A 21,931-nucleotide genomic window follows, 5' to 3' on the forward strand; every position below is an offset into this window, starting at 1 on the left:
CGTGACCGTTCGACGCATTATGGGGGCCGAAACTGAATACGGGGTCTTCGCACCGGATAAGCCCTCAGCTAACCCGACAGTTCTCTCAGCTTTTGTTGTCAATACCTATGACACCCTCTTCAAGCAGCAGCTTTCAGCCCGGTTGCAGACCGAGTGGGAGTATAGGTCAGAAAGCCCGCTCAGCGATGCCCGGGGTTTCGACATGCCCCGGGCACAGGCCCACCCGTCCCAGCTAACCGATTCCGCGACCGTCCTGACCAGTGAAGATATAGCTGCTGAGGCCCTGAGTGAAGCCGGCCAGTTTGCCGAACGCATCGACTGGGACGCTGTGACCATGAATTCGATTCTGCCCAACGGGGCCCGCCTATATGTTGACCACGCCCACCCGGAATACTCCTCGCCCGAGGTGACTAACCCGCGTGACGCCGTCCTCTGGGATGCTGCTGGTGACCATATCGCCGCAACTACCGTTGAAACCATTGAGCAGGTCACCACAAGTGGTTCTTCTGCCATGCACCCGGTCAATCTGTATAAGAACAATACGGACGGGAAAGGCCAGTCTTACGGGTCCCATGAGAACTACCTGCTGCCTCGTTCGGTTGATTTTGAATACTTGACCCTTGCCCTCTTGCCCTTCTTTGCTACCCGGCAGATTATGGTGGGGGCAGGACGGGTGGGGCTCGGCCGGGCAGGGGAGCAGGCTGGCTTCCAGATTTCCCAGCGGGCTGATTTCTTTGAACGAACCGTGGGATTGGAGACGACTATCCGGCGGCCCATGGTCAATACCCGCGATGAACCCCATGCTGACTCTGACAAGTATCGCCGCCTGCATGTCATTTCGGGGGACGCCAACCTGTCACATACTTCAAATCTTTTGAAGTTTGGCACCATGTCCCTGGTACTCAACCTCATTGAGGCCAAGGTTGCACCGCGCATCCGGCTGGCTGATCCTGTGGCAGCCATGCACACCGTGAGCCATGACCTTTCACTGGCCGAAAAGCTCCCCCTGGCCGGGGGAGGGAGCATGACCGCGCTGGAGATTCAGCGGGCATACCTGGAGGCAGCCAGGGAACTGGAACACGAGGCAGACGAGGCAACCACGGAAATCCTGGTTCTCTGGGATCAGACCCTGGAAGCTCTTGCCAGCAATCCTTTGAGCCTGGCAGACCGTCTGGACTGGGTCGCAAAATATGCCCTGATGAGATCCTACGTTGCTCAGGGGCTGAGCTGGTCAGACCCCAAACTTGCAGCTATCGACCTTCAGTATTCAGACGTCCGCCCCGGCAAGGGTATTTACCACAAGCTGGTTGCCCTGGGCCGGATGCAGACCCTCTTTACCCCCGAAGAAATCGCCCAGGCTGCCGCCGAACCTCCCCGCGATACCCGGGCCTTCCTCCGCGGCAAACTCATCACTACCTGGCCGGACGAAGTCGTCTCCGCTAACTGGGACACCCTGGCCGTACGAAACCCCCTCTCCGTCGACGTCCACCGCCTGAACCTGGATGAACCCACCCGCTTCACCGCCAAGGACGTCGAACACCTCCTGACCCTTGACCATGCGGACCAGCTTATAACCCTCTTAGCCGGGTAAAGCCCGTCCGCCCCTTCACCCAACTCTCGAAAGGAACCCTCATGGAACGTATCCAACGCCAAGACACCCAGCTGATTGCAGGCCAGCAGGTTGAAGAAGTAACCCTAAAGACCCAGAGCGCTGAGGTCAACCAGCAGGCAGTATCAGACCTCGACGACCTTCTTGCTGAAATTGACGGCGTCCTAGAAGAAAACGCAGAAGACTTCGTCAAGGGTTTCGTCCAAAAGGGCGGCCAGTAGCCTTCCCACCACCCGGTCCACCTCAAAAGCAGAAAGAATGACGCGATGGAACGCAGAATCTTCGGAGTCGAAACTGAATTTGGCATCCGCTATATCCCCACGGGCCTTGGCCCGCTCGGGCCTGAAGAGGCAGCCCGTAAACTCTTTAAGCCCGTCGTTGATACCTGGCGTTCCACCAATGTCTTCCTGCCGAACGGGGGCCGCCTGTACCTGGATGTGGGATCCCACCCTGAATACGCCACGGCAGAAACCGCCTCAATCCGCGATGCCCTCTTGCAAGATAAGGCGGGGGAGCAGCTGCTGAACGACCTGGTCAACCAAGCCCAGGACCATTTGGACAGTGAAGGCTACGACGGCCAGATTTTCCTCTTCAAAAACAATGTAGATTCAGCGGGTAACTCCTTTGGCTCCCACGAAAACTACATGCTAGAACGTAAGGTGGAGTTCTCCCGCCTGGTGCGGTCCCTGATTCCCTTCCTTATCTCCCGCCAAATTGTGGTGGGTGCCGGTAAGGTCCATGCTGACGGCCCGCCGGAGTGGGCCGGCCGCAAACTGGCCACTGCTGGCCAGCCCAGTTTTTCCTTCTCCCAGCGGGCTGACTATATTTGGGAAGGCTCATCCACAGCAACGACCCGGGCCCGTCCTATTATCAACACCCGGGATGAGCCCCACGCGGACGCTAGCCTCTACCGCCGGATGCACGTCATCAATGGCGATTCCAACATGTCTCAGGCAACCACCCTGCTGAAACTGGGGGCAACCGACCTGGTGCTCCGAATGCTGGAGGATTTTTACCCTCTTGCTAACTTTGAGATCAAGGACACCGCAACCGCCCTGCGGGTGATCTCCCACGATCTGACAGGTACAGCTCCTTTCCTGCTTGCTGACGGCACAGAAACCAATGCCCTGACCCTGCAAAGGCACTTCCACCAGGCTGCAGAAAAATTTGTGGGAGAGAAAGGGGAACACCACCAGGACGTTGCCTATGTGCTGGACCTATGGGGCAGGGCCCTAGACGCTGTTGAAAGCGGGGATACCTCCCTGATTGATACTGAAATTGACTGGGCAATCAAGAAGAAACTTCTCGATACGGTGATAGCCCGGGGGGCAAGCGGTTACGACGACGTCAAAATTCAACAGCTGGACCTTGCCTACCACGACATTGACCCTGACCGGGGAGTCTTTAACCTCCTAGCCAAGAAGGGTCTTGTCAAAAAGCTAGTGACCCCCGAGGAAATCGCTGAAGCAACAGTGACTCCACCGAGTACTCGTGCTTCAATTCGGGGTAACTTTATCCAAGCTGCCCGGGCTGCCGGTGAGCCTTTTACTGTGGATTGGGTCCACCTCAAACTGAATAATTACCCCCACCTGACTGTCATGTGTAAGGATCCTTTCGCTACAGCCAGCGACCAGGTGGATGCCCTGTTTGCCCAGGTTGGCTTGACTTCTGATAGCTCACCTGCCCGTCAGTTGCCCTTTATCTAATATCGTGAGTTAGCGAGAGTCATACAGGGCATTACCAGCTCCTACCCAGTTATATCGGCTAGTATTGAGCCGGTGAAGACAAGCGCCGCACGGTTGGCGCACTCCAACGAAAGTGATTTTTGTGAAGAAGAAGTCAGTATATTTTGCCTCCAGCGCCGCGATCCTCGCACTGGTTCTGAGCGCCTGTGGTGGTTCCAGCTCCGGTAGCAAGCTGTCCGATGTCGAATACAACCTGAATGGCGCTACCGCCCAGCCTTCCGTTGCCGCTGAGACCCCCTTCGCTGCATCCGGTACCGAGGCCTACAAGATTGAGGACGGCCAGGGTGAAGCTATCGAGGACGGCGACAATCTGCTGGTTGATGCAACCGTCTTCAGCGGTGAGGATCTGACCTCTGTGGCTTCAACCTACACCGAAGCCCCCATGATTATCCCTGTCGGTGAGCAGCTGAAGGCTGCAGCTCCTGAACTGTATGAGCTGCTGAAGGGCTCCAAGGTCGGTGTATCTTTCTCTTACTCCACCAACATTGATGCCCAGTCAACCTCAACTGCTGAAGCAACACCGACCGTCTCTGCCGGTACTGCAACCAATCTTGAGGTTTACACCGTCACCGGTAAGCTCCTCAAGGAAGCTACTGGTGAGGATACCAACCTGTCATCTCCTGCTCTGAAGGAATTCTCAGCTCCTGAGGGTTCACCTGCAACCCTGACCCTGGCTGATGACCGCGGCGATGCTCCCACCGAGCTCAAGTCTGAAGAAATGATTAAGGGCGATGGGGCTGTAGTAGCAGCGACTGACACTGTTTACGTTAACTACGTTGGTGTGAAGTGGTCAGACGGCGAACAGTTCGACGGTAACTTTGGTTCATCCCCCATTAACTTCAAGCTCAATAGCGTGATTGAGGGCTGGCAGAAGGGCCTTGAAGGTAAGACCGTTGGTTCCCGTGTTCTGATTCAGATTCCTAGCGAAATGGCCTACGGTGAAGATACCGGTGAAACCGGCCAGCCTGCAGGCGCACTGGTCTTTGTTGTAGATATTCTTGCGACCTCGCCCGAACGTACTGCCCCTGAAGCCACTGCTGATCCCTCGGCTTCTGCAGACGCTTCAGCTTCCGCTAATGCTGATGCTTCAGCAGATGCAACCGCAGAAGCTTCTGAAACCGCCAACCAGTAAGTCTCATCCCTCATTTCTCTAAGGAGTAACCATGTCATTTGGTCAGCGTAAGCTCGATCGTAGCAAGCCTGAGATTGATTTCCCTGAGGGCGGTGTTCCCGAAGAACTCATCATCATTGACGAGATTGAAGGCGCTGGTGAGACTGTCGAAGCCGGTGACACCGTTTCAGCCCACTATGTCGGTGTTGCCTTTTCAACTGGCGAAGAGTTCGATTCATCCTGGGGACGTGGTGAACCCCTGCGTTTCCAGGTGGGTGTCGGCATGGTCATCCAGGGTTGGGACCAAGGCCTGCTCGGTATGAAGGTGGGCGGCCGCCGTCGTCTGGAAATCCCCAGCGAGATGGCTTACGGTTCCCGCGGTGCAGGAGCTGCCATCGGCCCTAACGAATCCTTGATCTTCGTTGTTGATCTTGTTGATGTAGTAAAGCGATAATACCGACGTTCAGTTTATAGCTGAAGTGTTGAGCCCCCGGTTCTTTTGAATCGGGGGCTATCTTTATGTATGTGACTAGCAAAGCAGTTGAACGTGCCATTTGCCTCCTTGATGTCCTTTCAGGAAATCGCTTGGGGCTGACCCGGGATGAGATTCGCTATCGGGTACCTGGCTATGAGGAGGCTGGAAGCGATAGCGCCTTTGAACGCATGTTTGAGCGTGATAAGCAGGTGCTGCGGGCCCTCGGCCTTGATTTAGAAGCGGAACGTGTTCCCTATGAGGACGCTGGTTTCGTCTACCGCCTGGATATTTCCCGGGGGCGTAGTCAGGATTTCTCTGCTGCCGACCTAGCTTTTTTGGCGACCGCAGCAAGGGCCTGGGACGGGACGGAGCTAGAAAGAACAGCCCGGTCTGCCCTTATGAAGCTAGAGGCTGGACGGCCGCGAGCTGCAAGGGGGCCAGCCCTTTCAGCCCGGTTTGTTGATAGGGTTGGCTTGGCTGAGTGCCTGACTGCTGTAGCCGATGGTAAGGCTTTGAGATTTCGCTACCGGTCAGAAGATCAGGAGCCCCGTACCGTGACGGTCTGGGGGCTTGGCATGCGATTTGGCCACTGGTATATCGAAGGCTGGGATAGGAGCAAGAAGGCTGCTCGTCTTTTCCGGCTGGACCGGATGGTGGGTCTCAGCCTGGTTACTGCTGAGGGTCCTGCTGCCCCAGAGGGCTATTCTATGGCTCATTCTCTGGCTAATCTTGAACCTCACTCGGTGCCAGTGTTGGCAACGGTTCCCCAGCACGGAAACGATGATTCGCTGCCTGGAGCCGGGGGAGAGCCGGTCTCTATCAATCCTAGCTTCAGCCTTGAGGAATCAGTGCTGAAGGCTATTGCCAGCGGCAAAACTCACTGCCTGGCTGATCTCGATTCCCTTCCTGCTGGGGTTGAATCTGGCTATCAGGACGCAGCCTTGGAGGCCGAGGTTCGCTTGCGCCAGGTTTTGACATCCTGGCACAGGGCTCCTGTTACCTGTGAGATCCCGGCAGGACGCTCCATCTGGAAGTCTGTCGCCCCGCAACGGTCCCGGGAGAGCGCTTCTGATCAGCTGATTAGGCTGCTGATGATGGTCACAGTCGTCCAAAAAGCAGGCGGGATGGACCTGACGGAACTTGCAACACTTTTTGAAACAAGTCCAGCTAAAGCGAGAATCCAACTCGAAGGGCTGGCAGCAAGTGTGGGTTTCGAATCTCTTAACCTCACGATAGATGAGGACGATTTTGTGGAGGTGGACAGCGAAACAGCCCTGGCAGCTGGGGTAAAACTAACTGTCCTTGAAGCTCTCATTCTGAGTTTGGCTCTTGACCTTATTGAAAGTATCCACGGCCTGGGAATCGGCAGCCTGCTTCGTCCGAAACTTTGGGATTCTTTAGGGCAAGAGGGCGGGCAGGCAGTCCAGCCCAACCGGGTTACCGTCGCACCGCCCGATTTGGATCCGGTTCTTAGTCAGGCCTTACACCACAAGGTTCCCCTGCTCATCACCTACCGCTCAAGGACCGGAAGAACGGAAAGGGTGATTGAACCCCTCAAGCTCATCCTGAATAATGGCCCCCAGTATGTACTTGCTTGGTGCCGGAAGGCCCAGGACTATCGGCATTTTGCCCTGGAGTCTATTGAAAATATGACCTTGTGTGAAGGGGCTGAGTTTAGTGTCCATCCTACGAGCCCCACTACAACTGACACCTGGCTTGCCGACCTCAAATCCGGCCGCCACCCCAGCCAGCTCTTAGTGCTGGCACTTGATATGTCTCTGCCCAGTTCTACGAGGGAAGTAGCTGACCTGCAATTACGCCGTTACTCTACTGAGACAGCCCAGGTAAGAGGATGGCACTTCTACCGGATACCCTTAGCCAATGAGGACTGGGCACTGAGTCTGCTGGTGAGGCTCGGACCAACCGTCAGAATCCTGCAGCCTACCACCCTCGTCCCCAAACTATTAAACCTGCTTTCCTTGCCACCCATTGCAGGCCCCGACCAGAGTAGATAAATTGTCGGTAGGGGCTTCGGTCAAGAAGTGAGAGCACTTCCCTATATAATGGGGTCTATGCCTTGGTGGTTTTGGATAGTCCTGTGGAGCGTACTCCTTGTGAGTTCCCTCTGCCTACTAGCCTGGCTACTGTATCGGGTATTCCGCTCCTTCATGGGTAGCTTGGATGCGGCAACAGCCTGGGAAGCAACGATTAATGATTCCCTGAGCCAAGCAGCAGTCCTCAAACCTCTTGAAGAGCCCCGCCCACCGGCGGTCTTCACCCCGGTCAGTGAAGCCTATACAGACTACATTCAGGGCAAATACACTCGAACGCTCGACCGATCCAGGCGCCGCGCCCAGCGTCGTGAAGAACTCGGTCAGCCCCAACTCGTCGGAGACCTTAAACGTCTCCAAGAAAGGTGACACACATGAACATTCAAGGTTGGCACTGGGTCGTCCTCGTCGTCATCGTCATTCTCCTCTTTGGTGCCCCCAAGCTTCCCGGTATGGCCCGTAGCCTCGGTCAGTCCATGCGTATCTTCAAGTCTGAGGTAGATGGTCTGAAGAGCGACAGCCAGAAGAACAACACTGCTGAATCAGCAGCTCAGTCTCAGGACAACGTAGTGTCAGGTGAGGTTATCAACAACCCTGACCAGAACAAGGGTACCCAGAACTAAGGTTTCACCCAGAGCGTTCGTGAGTTATCAGCCCAACCCGTACCTTGCTGACTAAGGTACGGGTTTGCGGGCTCTCTGAGTTTCAACAGAAGGCAGCGATGGCTAAAACAACCAGCCGAAAGAAAAATCCACAGGCCTCAATGGCCCTCAGTGAGCACTTTCGAGAATTCCGCAACCGCCTCATCAAAGCGACGGTAGCAACAGTAATTTGTGCTATCGGTGGTTTTTTCTTGTATGAGCCGTTCATGGAGGCCATCAGTGCCCCGGTCTATGCCCTGAACACAGAAGAGGGGCGAACAGCAGCCCTCAACTACTCCACTGCCATCTCACCTTTTGACCAGATGATTCGGATTTCCCTCTATATCGGTTTGGTCATTGCTAGCCCTGTGTGGATCTACCAGCTGTGGGCCTTCATTACCCCCGCCCTCTATAAGCGGGAAAAGCTTTATACCCTGGGCTTTACCTTTACTGCCCTTCCCATGTTCCTGCTGGGCACTGGTTTGGCTTGGTGGCTCTTACCTACAGCTATTGCAACCTTGACTCAGTTCAGCCCCAATGGGGCAACCAACCTGCTGACTGCAGATGTTTACATCAGCTTCGTGGTCAAGTTCATGCTGGCTTTTGGTATCGCTTTCGTCTTGCCGGTCTTGCTGGTTGGCCTGAACTTTATCGGCCTCATTAGTGGCAAGGCGATGCTGAAGTCTTGGCGTTGGGTGGTGCTGATTGTAGCTATCATTTCTGCTATGGCGGCTCCTGGCGGTGAAATCATGTCCATGGTCTATTTGATGGTTCCGCTTCTGTTCTTCTTCTTTACCGCTATTGGTATTTCTTTGCTGAACGACAAGCGTCGGGCACGACGTCGGGCCAAGCTGGAAAAGGGCCTCAGCGAAGAAGAACTCAACCGGGCAACCTCCCTGGAAGAACTGGATCGCCTCGGCCGAACCTCATAAGGCAACAAGTACCCTCGCAGCTTCAACGGTGCGGGGGTTTTCTTGTGAGGAAACCTGCATGTTCGCGCGTAAACGAAAAGCAGGCATCAGGTCGGTAGAGGTTGGGTGAAACGCCTAAGATAGGTACTATGGCTAGTTACGCTGAACAGTATTTGCACGCCAAGGAGCGTGCCGCCCGGTCGAAGACAGCTCTGTACCGGTTTGAGCAGACCCTTGGCTTTGACCTGGATGATTTTCAGTGGCAAGCCTGTAGCCGGGTTGAGCAAGGACGGGGTGTGCTGGTCGCCGCCCCAACCGGTGCCGGTAAGACCATAGTGGGTGAGTTCGCGATTTATCTTGCCCTGAGCCAGGGCAAGAAGGCTTTTTACACCACTCCGATTAAGGCCCTGAGCAACCAGAAGTACAACGACCTAGTAGCAGCCTACGGTGAGGAAGCCGTTGGACTGCTGACCGGTGACACCTCTATCAATTCCGAAGCCCCCGTGGTTGTGATGACTACCGAGGTGCTTCGAAACATGCTGTATGCAGAATCTGCAACCCTGAATAACCTGGGCTTTGTCGTCATGGATGAAGTGCATTATCTAGCTGACCGGTCCCGCGGGGCTGTGTGGGAAGAATGCATTATCCACCTGCCTGAACATGTGGCGGTGGTTGCCCTGTCAGCCACTATTTCTAATGCAGAAGAGTTTGGTGCGTGGCTCGACACCGTGCGTGGGTCTACTGACATCATCGTGTCTGAGCACCGCCCGGTGCCCCTGTGGCAGCACGTCATGGTGGGTAAGCACCTCATGGACCTTTTTGCCGGCGATACGACGGTAGAAGATGCAGCTGCGTCCTCAGAAATGCCCGAGGTTAACCCCGAATTGATTAAGGTAGGACGCCGACCCCGCCCGGCCAGGGGGCCACAGGGCAAGTCTTTTTCCCGGCTGGGGAAGGGGAAGAGGTCCCGTTCCCAGGGGTTCGACAAAGGACGTGACCGGCACCGGGATTATTCTGATTCGGCTGCCCCGGTTCGACCCCAGCGGATCAGCCGCCCTGAAATGATCCGTTCCCTGGATAAGGCAGGCCTGCTTCCTGGCATCTGTTTTATTTTCTCCAGGGTTGGCTGTGACGCTGCCGTTTCCCAGTGTATTGATGCCGATGTTCGTCTGACGACCGACGCTGAGGCCCAAACGATTAGGGCCTACATTGCTGAGGCGACTGCGTCCTTGGAGACCCGGGACCTTTCAGTTCTGGGGTTCTACGAGTGGCGTGAAGGCCTGGTGCGCGGGGTAGCAGCCCACCATGCTGGTCTGCTGCCAGTTTTTAAAGAAGTTGTTGAAACCCTCTTTTCTGAGGGTCTGATTCGCATGGTTTTTGCAACCGAGACCCTGGCACTCGGTATCAATATGCCTGCCCGATCAGTGGTTTTAGAGAAACTCACCAAATTCAACGGCGAGTCCCATGTGGATATCACGCCGGGGGAGTACACGCAGCTGACCGGACGGGCTGGCCGGCGCGGGATTGACGTGGAGGGCCACGCTGTGGTGATGTGGCGGCCCGGTCTTGAACCCCAGCAGGTGGCTGGCTTGGCCTCCAAACGAACCTACCCTCTCAACTCATCTTTCAAGCCAACCTACAATATGAGCGCTAATCTCATAGCCCAGTTTGGTACTGAGCGTACCAAGAAGATTCTGGAAAGCTCTTTCGCCCAGTACCAGGCTGATAAATCTGTGGTAGGCGTGGCCTCCCGGGTCCGCAAGAATGAAAAAGCACTGGCGGGTTTTGAAGAAGCGATGAGCTGTCACCTGGGAGACTTTACGGAATACGCAAGGCTTCGCAGGGAACTGAGCGATCTCGAAAAGAAGGCCGAGAAGGGACGGAGTCGCCTTCGCCAGTCCCAGGCTCTCGCCTCCCTCCTTGACCTCCTGCCGGGCGATATCATCGAGATTCCTCGGGGCCGCAATGCTGGCCCTGCTCTTGTCCTTGCCCCAGCTACCTCTCTGGACGACCCTCGGCCTTCAATTTTGACCCTGGCAGCCCAGATTCGCCGGCTAGATCCCCGCGACCTGGACGGCCCCGTCCTGCCCATTTCAAAAATTAAGGTGTCCAAGAAGTTCACGGGCAAGACCCCGAAGGACCGCCGGGACATGGCCTCTCGGATGCGGGAAGCCCTGTATCAGGGCTTGCCAGCCCGAGCCGGATCGCAGAAGAAGTACTTTAATGAACGCGAGCGCGGGGACGAGGGCACGATTGAGCAATTGCGGAAGGCCCTGCGCCAGCACCCCTGTCACGGGTGTTCGGATCGGGAAAACCATGCCCGCTGGGCTGAACGCTGGCATAAACTGTCTCGTGAGACGGACGGTCTGCGTCGTCAGATTGAACGCCGCACGAACACTATTGCCCAGGTATTTGAACGGATCACTAACCTGCTGGCCTCCTACGGTTATGTTGATACTGTTGACGGGTCGCGCGTCTTGACGAGCAAGGGGGCCTCCCTGCGCCGGGTGTATGGGGAAAAGGACCTGCTGACCTCCCTGTGCCTGGAGGATGGTTTCCTGGAAGGCCTTGATCCTGCCTCTACAGCTGCTGTTGTCTCGGCTCTGGTTTATGAGGCTAAACGGGACGAACTGGGCCTTTTGTCCAAGTATCCTGGCCGGGGTGTTGAGCCTGCGCTCATGACGATGCTCAAACATTGGAACAAGCTCAATGATGCTGAGAAAATGCATCATCTACCCCAGACTGATTCACCGGATTTCGGCATGGTCTGGCCCATGTATCTATGGGCTCGGGGTAAGACCCTAGCCCAAGCTTTGGAGTCAACTGATATGGCTGCGGGTGACTTTGTGCGCTGGACGAAGCAGGTCATTGATTCTCTGGACCAGATAGCTCATGTTTCCGCAACAGATCCGCAGTTGCGGACCCAGTGCGAAGCCGCAATTAATCTGATTCGACGCGGCGTTGTTGCCCACCAGTTTTAGTATGTTTCTCGACAGAAAGGAAGGCGCCGGTGCCTGCCCATGTATTACTTGACGGGTCTGTTTATAGCCCTGCAGATCCCTTCGCAACTGCTCTTGTAGTCAATGAGGGGCTGGTGGAGTGGGTTGGCCAGGTCGCCGGTGCCCGCTCTATTGTGGACGACAGCATGAAGCTCACTGAGCTGGAGGGGGCTCTTGTTGCACCCAGCTTTGCCCTGGCGGCTGCCAGCTCGACCAGTGAGGACGCTCCTGCCCTCCTTGATTCCCTGGCGGCAGCTGGTTACGGCTCTGCCCACCTCATGTTGGTTGAACCTTCCAGCACCCTGCCTACTCACACGGCAGTTTCTGCTGTTTACTATCTGCCTGCAGATTCTCTTGAACTCAGCCTTGGGCCAGATCAGCAGGTAGGTGGTGTGTATGTGACTGATACTGTACAGGTCACTGACAGCCTCCTTTCTTTCTTAGAAAAGCACCGCTTGAGCCTGGTGGGGGTTTTTGAAGAGAAGACCCAGGTGGGGGAGTACCTGACCCGTCTGGCCTCTGTAGAGCAGCTCACCCGGGTCCGTATTAGCCCCCGCCTGGATGGCCTTTTCACCCTCACTGATGAGCATCTACAGATGGCAAAAGACCTCCAAGTCAGCCTGGGCTTTAGCTCTGATTTTGAATCATCGGGTGAAGCATTTGGGCGGGCTTTGGCCGCAGGTGCATCGGTAACCTTGGGCTCTGACCCCCTTGGATCCCCTCAAGCCCTGGGCTGGGAGCTTGTCAACATGGCTGTTAACCCTGAGAATCCTGACCTTGCTGTCTCGGCCAGGTCAGCCTTCCAATCTATGACCCGGGCTGTTTACCGGGCGGCAGGGGCATCTAACCCCTTTACCGGTCAGATCGTCCCCGGTGCCCCGGCCCACCTGGCTCTGTGGGAAATTACTGAGCTCATGGTGCAAACCCCTGATTCTCGCATCTCTGCCTGGTCTACTGACCCCCGGGCTCGTACTCCCTTGCTTCCTGTGCTCTCAGCCGATGTTCCCCGTCCTCACCTCCTGGGCCTTTACCGGGACGGTCTTGCAGTTGCTTGAGGCCAACCTAGCCAACATGTTTTCCAGCAAGGTTATATAATGGGAGACTGGTCCAACCACCAGCCCGTGAGCCACTTCTAGGAGGCCTAATGCGTATCCTGACCGTCATTCCTACCTACAACGAAAAGGAAAACCTTCCCATCGTCGTAGAACGCCTGCGCAAGGCCGTCCCTGAAAGCCACATCCTGGTGGTCGATGACAACAGCCCCGACGGCACCGGTCAGCTTGCCGATGAAATGGCTGCCGCTGACTCCAACATCAATGTTCTTCACCGAACCGTTAAAGACGGTCTTGGAGGTGCCTATCTGGCTGGCTTCGACTGGGGCCTGACCCAGGGCTACGACGTTTTGGTGGAAATGGACGCAGATTGCTCCCACCAGCCGGAGCAACTACCCTTACTCATCCAGGGCATTGAGGGCGGGGCTGACCTGGCGATCGGATCCCGCTACGTTCCAGGTGGCAAGACCAAGAACTGGCCGGTTCACCGTCAGATTCTCTCCCGCGGGGCAAATCTTTACACCCGCCTCATTCTTGGGACCAAAATCAAGGACATCACCGCAGGCTACCGGGCCTACACCCGGGACGCCCTCCAGCGCCTGAACCTCGAAGGCATTGACTCAAAGGGTTACGTATTCCAGGTGGATTTGGCCTGGCGTTCTGAACAGGCTGGACTCAAGATTGTAGAAGTTCCAATTACCTTTGTTGAACGTGAAATTGGGGCCTCCAAGATGGATGGCAACATCATCTTTGATTCCATGAGCAAGGTAACCCGTTGGGGCCTAGCTTCACGGGTGGAAACCGTCAAAAAGCTGATTAAGCGCTAAGCCAACAGTTTATTGGTGCCCACCGGCTTGCCGGTAGGGGAGCCACACGTCAAAGCAAGCCCTACTAGGGCGGGCAAATAATGGGGCTCTAGGACCCTGAAAAGTATCAAGCCCACCGGTATAACCGGTGGGCTTGATGCATATGGTTAGAGGGCGTGACGCTCTCGATAGATTTCTAGTCTCTGTTGCAGGGTTTCTTCAAGTTCCTCTACACTACGACGCTCAAGCAGCATATCCCAGTGGGTACGAACAGGCTTATCTGCATTTTCTTCTACCTTACCGTCGCCTGAGACGAGGTAGGCTTCCTTACCTGATTTGGCAGTCCAGGTTGCGGGAATCTCAGCTTCCTGGGAGAAGGTGACAAAAACACGTTCGCCGTCTTCGGTACGGTATTCGACGCGCTGACGGGGAGCCGGTTCGACGCCTGATTCAGTTTCCATGGACTGGGAACCTAGGCGCATACCGCGCAGGCTGCGATCGCTCATTTTATTCCTCCAAAAACGGTGATGTGCTGGTTCGTAAGCAAGGCTGACCTGGTTACGAGAAGACTAAATACCCATTATAGCCTGTTCAGCCCTGCCTCTACAGGCCCTGGGTGGTGCTTTCAGCTGAACCTGCAGATTCTGTGGCGGGATCTTGAGGGATTTCGACACCACTGTTGAGCTTGTCCAGGTTGGGGTTGAGATCATCTTCGGTGACCTTGATGACCGGAGTATCGACCAGGGGTGAGGCTGGGGGAGTAGGGTTTGTTTCAGACTCAAGATCTGCTGCTGTGGGGCCTAGGTTAGCAGGGGTAAATGCATTCCCAAGGCCGCGAAGCGCATCTCCCAGTTCTGTGGGGATGAACCAGAGCTTATTGGCATCGCCCTCTGCCAGTTTAGGCAGGGTCTGGAGGTACTGGTAGGTCAGGAGCTTCTGGCTGGGGTTGGAGGCATGAATAGCGTGGAAGACCTTCTGGATGGCTTGGGCTTCACCGTCCGCCCGAAGGATAGCTGCCTTGGCGTCACCTTCAGCGGTCAGAATCTGGGACTGCTTTTCGCCTTCTGCCCTCAGGATAGCTGCCCGCGAATCACCTTCAGCAGTAAGAATCTGGGATTGTTTCTGGCCCTCTGCAGTCAGAATCGCAGCACGGCGGTCGCGTTCAGCCCGCATCTGCTTTTCCATGGAATCTTGGATGGAGTGGGGAGGCTGAATCTCTTTGATATCAACGCGGGAAACCCGGATACCCCAACGACCGGTGGTGGAGTCGAGAACACCACGCAGTTCAGTATTAATCTGGTCGCGGGAGGTCAAGGTTTGCTCAAGGTTGAGACCACCGACGACGTTGCGCAGGGTAGCGCTGGTTAGCTCGTCAACCGCATGAATGTAATTGGTGATTTCATAGGTCGCAGCTTTGGGATCGGTGACCTGGAAATAGACGACAGTATCAATCCCAACGACCAGGTTATCTTCAGTAATCACTGACTGGGAAGGGAAGGAAACGACCTGTTCGCGCAGGTCAATGAGGGGTAGGACGCGGTCGATAAAGGGGACTGTGACGTGGAAGCCGGGATTGAGAGTGGTGTGGTATTTACCGAGCCTCTCAACAATGCCGGCGCGGGCCTGAGGGATGATTCGTACTGATTTGAGAAGGATTATCAGCACGAGGGCTACGAGGGCTAGAAGGATGATAGAAGTAGTGAGGGATGACGCGCTCATGTTTCGACCTACTTTGGTTGGTGTTTAGTTTCTGAGAATTACGGGTTCTGGGTCAGGACCGCAGTTGCGCCCTGGATTTTAACTACAGTTGCCAGGCTTCCTTCAGGAAGGACGGCCTGGGCAGGTTCTGGGCGGGCGCTCCAGATATCACCTGCTATCAGTGCAAGTCCACCGTCTGCTGTGACAGTTGAGGTGATCTTTGCTTGCTGGCCGATCAAACCTTCTGAGTTCATCGCAATGTTGGGTGAACTCTGATGGAAACGCCGGATAAGGGGCGGGCGAAGCCCAAGAAGCAATCCAACACTGATAGCTGCAAAGAGTACTACTTGGGCTACAAATGAATTGGTAGCCAAAGTAGAACCTGTTGTAACAAGTGCTGCCAGGGCCATCATGAGGAAGATAAAGTCCAACATCAGAATCTCGATGATTGCCAGAAGGATAGCAACGGTTAGCCAAAAGGCCCAGAGGTTTTCTGAGAACCATTCGATCATAGGAACCTCCTTGGTGTGGTGTCTGTCCTATCTATTTTCCCTGATAGATCCACAAACAGCCAGGGGTTTATCTATGCTAATAGCGCATTTGGGATTCAAGATAAGGTAAATATGCTGGTCAATAAAGAACCGATAATATACATTATGTAAAGTAAAGCTAAAAATGCTCCCCTGGGTCCTGCTACGTACCCAACCATTGCCCTGGCCTATGTGGAGCCTGCGCTACAGTGAAGATATGTCTGCAAACACCATGTCCCGTTTATCCCAGCCTGTCAGGCTTACCATCGATCTTGTGCTGGTCTTAGTCTTTATTGCACTTGGTCTGCTCAGCCATCAAGAATCTCTTCAGAGGCTGCTTGTAGTTGCGCTGCCCTTCATCCTTGCCTTGGGTGCAAGCCACCTTGGTGTCTGGGCTGTAGCTTCCCGCCGAGTCCTTCCTCTTGGGCTTGAAGGAATCATGGTCTGGGTGACCACCCTTGTCTTAGGGCTTGGCCTGCGGCTTTCCTTCGGTGAAACCGCAGCTGTGGCTTTTGCAGTGGTATCTGCCCTGGTGCTTCTAGTATTTCTGGTGGGCTGGCGGTTAGCTTTTATGCTCTTCGGCCGCATGAAAGCCAGGGCCAGAATATAAAGTTCTAGTTGAAAGAAAAGGGACCACCGTAGTATTCATACGGTGGTCCCACTTTTTTGTTACTGCCTAGCGGCTATTGCTGTAATCAATCCACTTCTGCAGGGTGGCTGCAGCCTTGCCGTCAGCAATTGATGCCCGGGCATCGCTGAGGGCAGCCTGGTAGCGTTCTTCGAAACTCTTGTCGTCAATTGGGCGGAAGGCTGTGATGCCAGCTGCGGCATTCATTAACACCGAGTCCAGAATAGGCCCTTCTTTGCCCGATAAAGTTTCATGTACTACCTGAGCGTTATGCTTAGCGTCACCACCACGCAGGGATTCTAAGGTGGCTAGCTGGAAGCCGTATGATCGCGGATCAAATTTTATGGGGGTCACTCCCCCGTTGTTAGTTTCCCAAATGGTTGATTCACCAGTAATGGTCAGCTCGTCAAGTCCGTCAGATCCACGGAATATCAGGGCATGGTCCCCTCGGGAGGCAAATACCTCAGCGATTTTTTCAGCCATGTCAGCATCCGCCACCCCAATTGCTGAAGCGCGGACCTTTGCGGGGTTTGTCATGGGGCCAAGGTAGTTGAAAGCAGTTGGTACACCGATTGATCGGCGGACCGGAGCAACATGCTTCATCGAGGGGTGGAAAACCTGGGCAAATAGGAAGGTGATGCCAGCAGCTTCAACTGCCCCAGCAACGTCCTTAATGCTCAAGTTGAGGTTAATGCCCAATTCGGCAAGGACGTCCGCACTGCCACTTGAAGAGGTTGAGGCCCGGTTGCCGTGCTTGATGACGGGAATACCTGCTCCGGCAATCACCAAAGACGCCATAGTGGAGATATTTACAGTGTTGTGTTGATCGCCCCCGGTCCCGACAATATCAACAGCGTCCCTAGTCACCTCAATATTCTCAGCTTTTTCAATCATGCCTTGAGCAAGGGCTGAAAGCTCTTCAGGGGTTTCACCTTTAACATGAAGTCCAACCAAAAAGGCCCCAATAATTGCTTCAGGGGTTGACCCGGTCATGATGTCATTCATGGCCCAAGTAATTTCGGGCCGAGTCAGATCTTGCTGGGCCACAAGGCGGTTCAAGATTGATTTCCAAGTGAGAGTGTCAGTCATAGGCCACATTCTACGGAGGGGAAGGGCACAAGAGAAATGCTTCACTCCCCCGGTCCAGCATGTGGTTGATCAATGCTTTGAGGCCTTGGAAACTCAAGAGTCTGGTTACGCAAGTTTTACAGAATATGCGTGTCGCAAGAATCCCCTGAAACCCCCTGAAAATGCGGGTTTACTACAGGATTTACAACACACCTGGCTGCAAACGCTCTTACCTATTGGTTCGAGCGCAGTTTTATAGACATAATGTCTATGTGACAACTGCAACCCATACTCCAAGTAAGTCGGCCCATGCCGCTCTGAACCGCCCAAACCAGGTAGCCGTCGGCACCATGGTTTGGCTGGCTTCTGAGGTCATGTTCTTTGCCGGCCTGTTCGCAATGTACTTCACTCTGCGCGCTTCTCGCCCTGATATCTGGGCTGAAAACACGCCTTTGCTTGAAGTCCCTCTTGCTCTTGCCAACACCATTGTGTTGGTTTTGAGCTCCATTACCTGCCAGTTTGGTGTTTTCAAGGCTGAGCAGCTGAAGCCTCGCCGTACCGGTTCCCTCTTCGACCTCCGCCAGTGGGGCATGGTCGAATGGTTCCTCCTCACCTTCATCATGGGTGCGTTCTTCGTTTCCGTTCAGGCTTACGAATACGCAAACCTTGTTGCTGAAGGTTTGACTATCGCTTCAAATGCTTATGGTTCAGCCTTCTACATCACCACCGGTTTCCACGCCCTCCACGTAACCGGCGGCCTGATTGCATTCCTGCTGATCATCGGCCGTGCATACGTTGCTAAGCGTTTTGGTCACTACGAAGCAACTTCAGCAATTGTTGTTTCTTACTACTGGCACTTCGTCGACGTCGTCTGGATCGTCCTGTTCGCCGTCGTTTACTTCTTGAAGTAACCGGTAATTTCAACCAAACCAACTAGCACACACACTAAGGAACAACGACGTGAAGGCACTTTCTCAAAAGCGACGTCATCCGCTCGCAGCTCTCGTGTTGCTGGCTCTTGCCCTTCTTCTTTCCGGTGGCCTCTATGCAGTTGCCACAGCTACTAACGAAGCTCAGGCAACTACCACAGCCAGCTACACTGCTGAAGATATTTCAGAAGGCCAGAAACTCTTCCTGGCGAACTGTGCAACCTGCCATGGCACCAATGCAGAAGGTTCTGTAGACGGACCTGCTCTCATCGGTGTTGGTGCGGCCGCAGTTGACTTCCAGGTTGGCACCGGTCGTATGCCCATGCAGATGCAGGGTGTTCAGGCTCAGATGAAGCCCGGCCAGTTCAACGAAGAGCAGACCATGCAGCTCTCCGCCTACGTAGCATCACTTGGCGCAGGTCCCACCATCCCTGATGCCGAATACCTCGATGTTTCCAAGGGTGATGCTGCTAACGGTGCAAAGGTATTCCTCGCAAACTGCGCTATGTGCCATAACGCAGCAGGCGTAGGCGGTGCTCTGACCCGCGGCAAGTGGGCCCCCACCCTCATGGGTGTTTCAGAGAAGCACATCTACGAGGCAATGGAAACTGGTCCCCAGAACATGCCCGTCTTCAACGATGTCAATATCACCCCTGAAGAAAAGCGCGATGTCATTACCTACCTGAAGTCTCAGGAAGTCAATGCTTCCGTCGGTGGCTTTAAGCTTGGCTCTCTTGGCCCTGTATCCGAAGGCTTCCTCATCTGGACCCTCGGCCTGGTCATTGTCATTGCTTTTACCCTCTGGCTGACTTCACGAGCTGCATAAGCTCACGCACACACATCAAATTCGTACAAGGAAGATTTGAGGCAACACATGGGAAACCATAGTGACGGCACCCGCGAAAGCGCAGCCGTAGTTACCTCTCATGAGGCAAGTCAGGAGAAGTTCCCCAACCCGGGACTTCCCCCGCATGCTCCCCGATTGACCGACGTCGATCCCAAAAAAGCAAAAGGTGCTGAGCGACAGGTAGTTCTGCTATTCGTCCTTTCTATCCTCGGCTCCCTGCTCTTCTGGGTTGGCTATTTCGGTATCGAGGTGAGCGGCAACTTCTACGATGTCATGAACCCCGAAGCAAATAACATGCTTCGTCTGCAGAATCTTCTGCTGGGTCTCGGCATCGCTTTCTCCATGTTCGGTATCGGTATCGGTATCGTTCACTGGGCACGTTCACTCATGCCCGACCACGAAATGGTTGAAGAGCGTCACGCTGTCACCTCTGAAGAGGACCGCGCTGAAGCTCAGGAAATCATGGAAACCATCATTGAGGAATCAGGAATCAAGCGTCGCCCCCTGCTGCGCAACACCCTGATTGGTTCAATGGTTCTCGCACCCCTCACCTTTGTCACCCTGTTCCGTGACCTTGGTCCTGCTGATCCTTCAGTTCTGAAGTACACCCTGTGGGACGAAGGCGTCCGTCTCGTACGCGACCCCTCCGGAACCCCCATTAAGGCTTCAGACGTTACTCTGGGCTCTGCCTACCACGTCCTGCCCGAGACTCTTTCAAGCCTGACCCATGAAAATGGTTACCTGGAAGAGAAGGCAAAAGCTGTTGTTCTGCTGATGCGTCTGGATCCTGCAGAAATCAAGAAGGTTACCCCCGGCCGTGAAGACTGGAACGTAGACGGTATTTACGCCTACTCCAAGGTCTGCACCCACGTGGGCTGCCCCATTGCCCTCTACGAGCAGCGTACCCACCACCTGCTCTGCCCCTGCCACCAGTCAACCTTTGACGCAGCAGAAGAGTGCAAGGTTATCTTCGGGCCTGCAGGCCACCCGCTGCCCCAGCTCCCCATTGCTGTGGACTCAGAAGGTTACCTGGTTGCCCAGAGTGACTTCCGTGAGCCCGTTGGTCCTGGTTACTGGGAGCGGGCAAAGCACATGAAGGAAATGGCAGGTGAAGCGTAATGTCGACTTCAATGCAGTCTGATTACAAAGCAAAGACCTCAACCGGTCGTATTGCCCACTACCTCGACCAGCGTGTTGGCGCCTCCGGCGTTATCAAGGAATTTGGTCGTAAGATCTTCCCCGATCACTGGTCATTCATGTTCGGCGAAGTCGCCCTGTACAGCCTGGTCATCCTGATTCTCTCAGGTACCTTCCTGACCTTCTTCTTCAACCCGACTATGGTTTCAGTAACCTATGACGGTTCCTACGTGCCCATGAAGGGCACCCACATGTCTGCCGCCTACGCTTCTACCCTGGACATCTCCTTCGATGTTCGCGGTGGTCTGCTCATGCGCCAGATTCACCACTGGGCAGCACTGATGTTCATGATGGCAATGTCAGTACACATGCTCCGTGTCTTCTTCACCGGTGCATTCCGTCGTCCCCGTGAACTCAACTGGGTCGTCGGTACAGTACTTCTGATTACCGGCATTATGGCTGGCTTCACCGGCTACTCCCTGCCCGATGACGTTCTCTCCGGTAACGGTCTGCGCATTGTCGATGGCATCATGAAGTCGATTCCTCTGGTAGGTACCTACCTATCACTCTTCTTCTTCGGTGGCGAGTTCCCCGGTACCGCAGTCATCGGTCGCCTCTACACCCTGCACATCATGATCATCCCTGCGATCTTGCTCCTCTTGGTAGCAATCCACATGTTCATGGTGGTCCTGCACAAGCACACCCAGTACCCCGGCCCCGGCCGTACTGAGAACAACGTTGTCGGCTTCCCCGTCGGCCCCGTGTACGCAGCTAAGGCAGGCGGCTTCTTCTTCATCGTCTTCGGCATTATCGCCTTCCTCGGTGCAACCTTCACCATCAACGCGATTTGGAACTACGGCCCCTACGACCCCTCACCCGTTCAGGCTGGTACCCAGCCTGACTGGTACGTCGGCTTCGGCGACGGTGCCCTCCGTCTCTGGCCCGGTGTCTGGCCCTTCGCCTGGGAATTCGAATTCCTCGGTGGCTGGTGGGTCCTAAGCGTCCTGTTCCCCTTTGCTCTCATGGCAGGAACCGTCATGATGGGCATGGTCTTCTGGCCCTGGATTGAAGCTTGGGTAACCAAGGACAACCGCGTCCACAACATCCTGGACCGTCCCCGGAACGCTCCCTTCCGTACCGCTATGGGCGCTGCAGGTATCACTGCCTACTCTGCCCTCTGGATCGCAGCTAGCTCCGACCTCATTGCAACCCACTTCCATGTGTCCCTCAATGACGTCGCCTACTGGCTCCGTTTCGCCTTCTTCATCGGCCCCTTCATCGCCTTTGCAATTACTCAGCGCATCTGCCTGTCCCTGCAGCGGAAGGACCGTGAACTGGTACTGCACGGTATCGAAACCGGTAATGTTGTCCAGCTCCCCCACGGTGAATTCATCGAGGTCCACAAGCCTCTTGACGAATACCGCCGTTACAAGCTGGTATCCTTCGAATCACCTGAACCTATCCCGGCCCAGCCCAATAAGAAGGGCAAGGTTGGCCTGCTTGAGAAGACCCGCGCTGGTATCTCAAAGCTCTGGTTTGAGGATCGAGTTGTAGCTGTAACACCGGCTGAACTCGAAGCTGCACACCACGATCACCACGGTGACCATGCAGTTGAAGGCCATCAGAACCCTTCAATCGATAAGTAATAAACGGTTGTAGTGAAGTGTGGGGGTACCCTATCGGGTGCCCCCACA

At 55.0% G+C, this 21,931-nt stretch carries 21 protein-coding genes; 17 read left to right on the forward strand and 4 right to left on the reverse strand.

Annotation, left to right across the window (positions count from 1 at the left end):
• The first annotated feature begins 1 nt into the window (after position 1).
• From dop to ACMXX3_RS07400, 12 genes are all read left to right on the forward strand, one after another.
• Entirely contained in the window at positions 2-1,591 is a 1,590-nt protein-coding gene (gene dop, locus ACMXX3_RS07345; protein WP_421084080.1) for a depupylase/deamidase Dop, read from the forward strand.
• Between the two features lie 41 nt (positions 1,592-1,632).
• Entirely contained in the window at positions 1,633-1,830 is a 198-nt protein-coding gene (locus ACMXX3_RS07350) for a ubiquitin-like protein Pup (RefSeq protein ID WP_421084081.1), read from the forward strand.
• 45 nt (positions 1,831-1,875) lie between these two features.
• A complete protein-coding gene (gene pafA, locus ACMXX3_RS07355; protein ID WP_421084082.1) occupies positions 1,876-3,315 on the forward strand; it encodes a Pup--protein ligase in 1,440 nt (479 codons plus the stop codon).
• Positions 3,316-3,436: 121 nt separating this feature from the next.
• Positions 3,437-4,486 carry an FKBP-type peptidyl-prolyl cis-trans isomerase gene (locus ACMXX3_RS07360; RefSeq protein ID WP_421084083.1) on the forward strand — a complete coding sequence of 350 codons (1,050 nt, stop codon included), beginning with the start codon at positions 3,437-3,439 and terminating at the stop codon, positions 4,484-4,486.
• A 31-nt stretch (positions 4,487-4,517) separates the two neighbouring features.
• Positions 4,518-4,919, forward strand: coding sequence for an FKBP-type peptidyl-prolyl cis-trans isomerase (locus ACMXX3_RS07365; protein WP_421084084.1), 402 nt, complete (start codon positions 4,518-4,520; stop codon positions 4,917-4,919).
• A gap of 71 nt (positions 4,920-4,990) precedes the next feature.
• Entirely contained in the window at positions 4,991-6,955 is a 1,965-nt protein-coding gene (locus tag ACMXX3_RS07370; RefSeq protein WP_421084085.1) for a helix-turn-helix transcriptional regulator, read from the forward strand.
• Positions 6,956-7,054: 99 nt separating this feature from the next.
• Positions 7,055-7,360 (forward strand): hypothetical protein, encoded by a 306-nt coding sequence (locus ACMXX3_RS07375; RefSeq protein ID WP_421084086.1) that lies wholly within the window; start codon positions 7,055-7,057, stop codon positions 7,358-7,360.
• Between the two features lie 5 nt (positions 7,361-7,365).
• Entirely contained in the window at positions 7,366-7,614 is a 249-nt protein-coding gene (gene tatA, locus ACMXX3_RS07380) for a Sec-independent protein translocase subunit TatA (protein ID WP_421084087.1), read from the forward strand.
• Between the two features lie 98 nt (positions 7,615-7,712).
• Entirely contained in the window at positions 7,713-8,564 is an 852-nt protein-coding gene (tatC, locus tag ACMXX3_RS07385; RefSeq protein WP_421084088.1) for a twin-arginine translocase subunit TatC, read from the forward strand.
• Between the two features lie 128 nt (positions 8,565-8,692).
• Positions 8,693-11,524 carry a DEAD/DEAH box helicase gene (locus tag ACMXX3_RS07390; protein ID WP_421084089.1) on the forward strand — a complete coding sequence of 944 codons (2,832 nt, stop codon included), beginning with the start codon at positions 8,693-8,695 and terminating at the stop codon, positions 11,522-11,524.
• Between the two features lie 29 nt (positions 11,525-11,553).
• Positions 11,554-12,597 (forward strand): hypothetical protein, encoded by a 1,044-nt coding sequence (locus tag ACMXX3_RS07395; protein WP_421084090.1) that lies wholly within the window; start codon positions 11,554-11,556, stop codon positions 12,595-12,597.
• An 89-nt stretch (positions 12,598-12,686) separates the two neighbouring features.
• Positions 12,687-13,421, forward strand: coding sequence for a polyprenol monophosphomannose synthase (locus ACMXX3_RS07400; RefSeq protein ID WP_421084091.1), 735 nt, complete (start codon positions 12,687-12,689; stop codon positions 13,419-13,421).
• 146 nt (positions 13,422-13,567) lie between these two features.
• Here the strand turns inward: ACMXX3_RS07400 and ACMXX3_RS07405 are convergent, their stop codons facing one another.
• From ACMXX3_RS07405 to ACMXX3_RS07415, 3 genes are all read right to left on the reverse strand, one after another.
• On the reverse strand, positions 13,568-13,906 hold the full coding sequence (locus ACMXX3_RS07405) for an RNA polymerase-binding protein RbpA (RefSeq protein WP_421084092.1): 339 nt from the start codon (positions 13,904-13,906) through the stop codon (positions 13,568-13,570).
• 97 nt (positions 13,907-14,003) lie between these two features.
• Positions 14,004-15,119, reverse strand: a complete 1,116-nt coding sequence (locus ACMXX3_RS07410; protein ID WP_421084093.1) for an SPFH domain-containing protein — start codon at positions 15,117-15,119, stop codon at positions 14,004-14,006.
• A 38-nt stretch (positions 15,120-15,157) separates the two neighbouring features.
• Complete coding sequence (locus ACMXX3_RS07415) at positions 15,158-15,610, reverse strand: NfeD family protein (protein ID WP_421084094.1); 453 nt, start codon at positions 15,608-15,610, stop codon at positions 15,158-15,160.
• Between the two features lie 235 nt (positions 15,611-15,845).
• Between ACMXX3_RS07415 and ACMXX3_RS07420 the strand changes: the two genes are divergently transcribed.
• Entirely contained in the window at positions 15,846-16,238 is a 393-nt protein-coding gene (locus ACMXX3_RS07420; protein ID WP_421084095.1) for a DUF3054 domain-containing protein, read from the forward strand.
• A gap of 66 nt (positions 16,239-16,304) precedes the next feature.
• On the opposite strand, the gene trpD is transcribed toward ACMXX3_RS07420, so the two are convergent.
• On the reverse strand, positions 16,305-17,345 hold the full coding sequence (gene trpD / locus ACMXX3_RS07425) for an anthranilate phosphoribosyltransferase (RefSeq protein ID WP_421084096.1): 1,041 nt from the start codon (positions 17,343-17,345) through the stop codon (positions 16,305-16,307).
• A gap of 251 nt (positions 17,346-17,596) precedes the next feature.
• Between trpD and ACMXX3_RS07430 the strand changes: the two genes are divergently transcribed.
• From ACMXX3_RS07430 to ACMXX3_RS07445, 4 genes are read left to right on the forward strand one after another with little or no spacing between them, the layout of a single operon-like run.
• A complete protein-coding gene (locus tag ACMXX3_RS07430; protein ID WP_237189158.1) occupies positions 17,597-18,235 on the forward strand; it encodes a cytochrome c oxidase subunit 3 in 639 nt (212 codons plus the stop codon).
• Positions 18,236-18,284: 49 nt separating this feature from the next.
• Entirely contained in the window at positions 18,285-19,079 is a 795-nt protein-coding gene (locus ACMXX3_RS07435) for a c-type cytochrome (RefSeq protein WP_421084097.1), read from the forward strand.
• A 48-nt stretch (positions 19,080-19,127) separates the two neighbouring features.
• Entirely contained in the window at positions 19,128-20,219 is a 1,092-nt protein-coding gene (locus tag ACMXX3_RS07440) for a Rieske 2Fe-2S domain-containing protein (protein ID WP_421084098.1), read from the forward strand.
• Positions 20,219-21,883: a cytochrome b gene (locus ACMXX3_RS07445; RefSeq protein ID WP_421084099.1), complete on the forward strand. Its 1,665-nt coding sequence runs from the start codon at positions 20,219-20,221 to the stop codon at positions 21,881-21,883. Before ACMXX3_RS07440 ends, ACMXX3_RS07445 begins: the two co-directional genes overlap by 1 nt.
• Positions 21,884-21,931: the final 48 nt, after the last annotated feature.

The sequence above is a fragment of the Rothia nasimurium genome, assembly GCF_049068285.1.
Classification (GTDB): domain Bacteria; phylum Actinomycetota; class Actinomycetes; order Actinomycetales; family Micrococcaceae; genus Rothia; species Rothia nasimurium_I.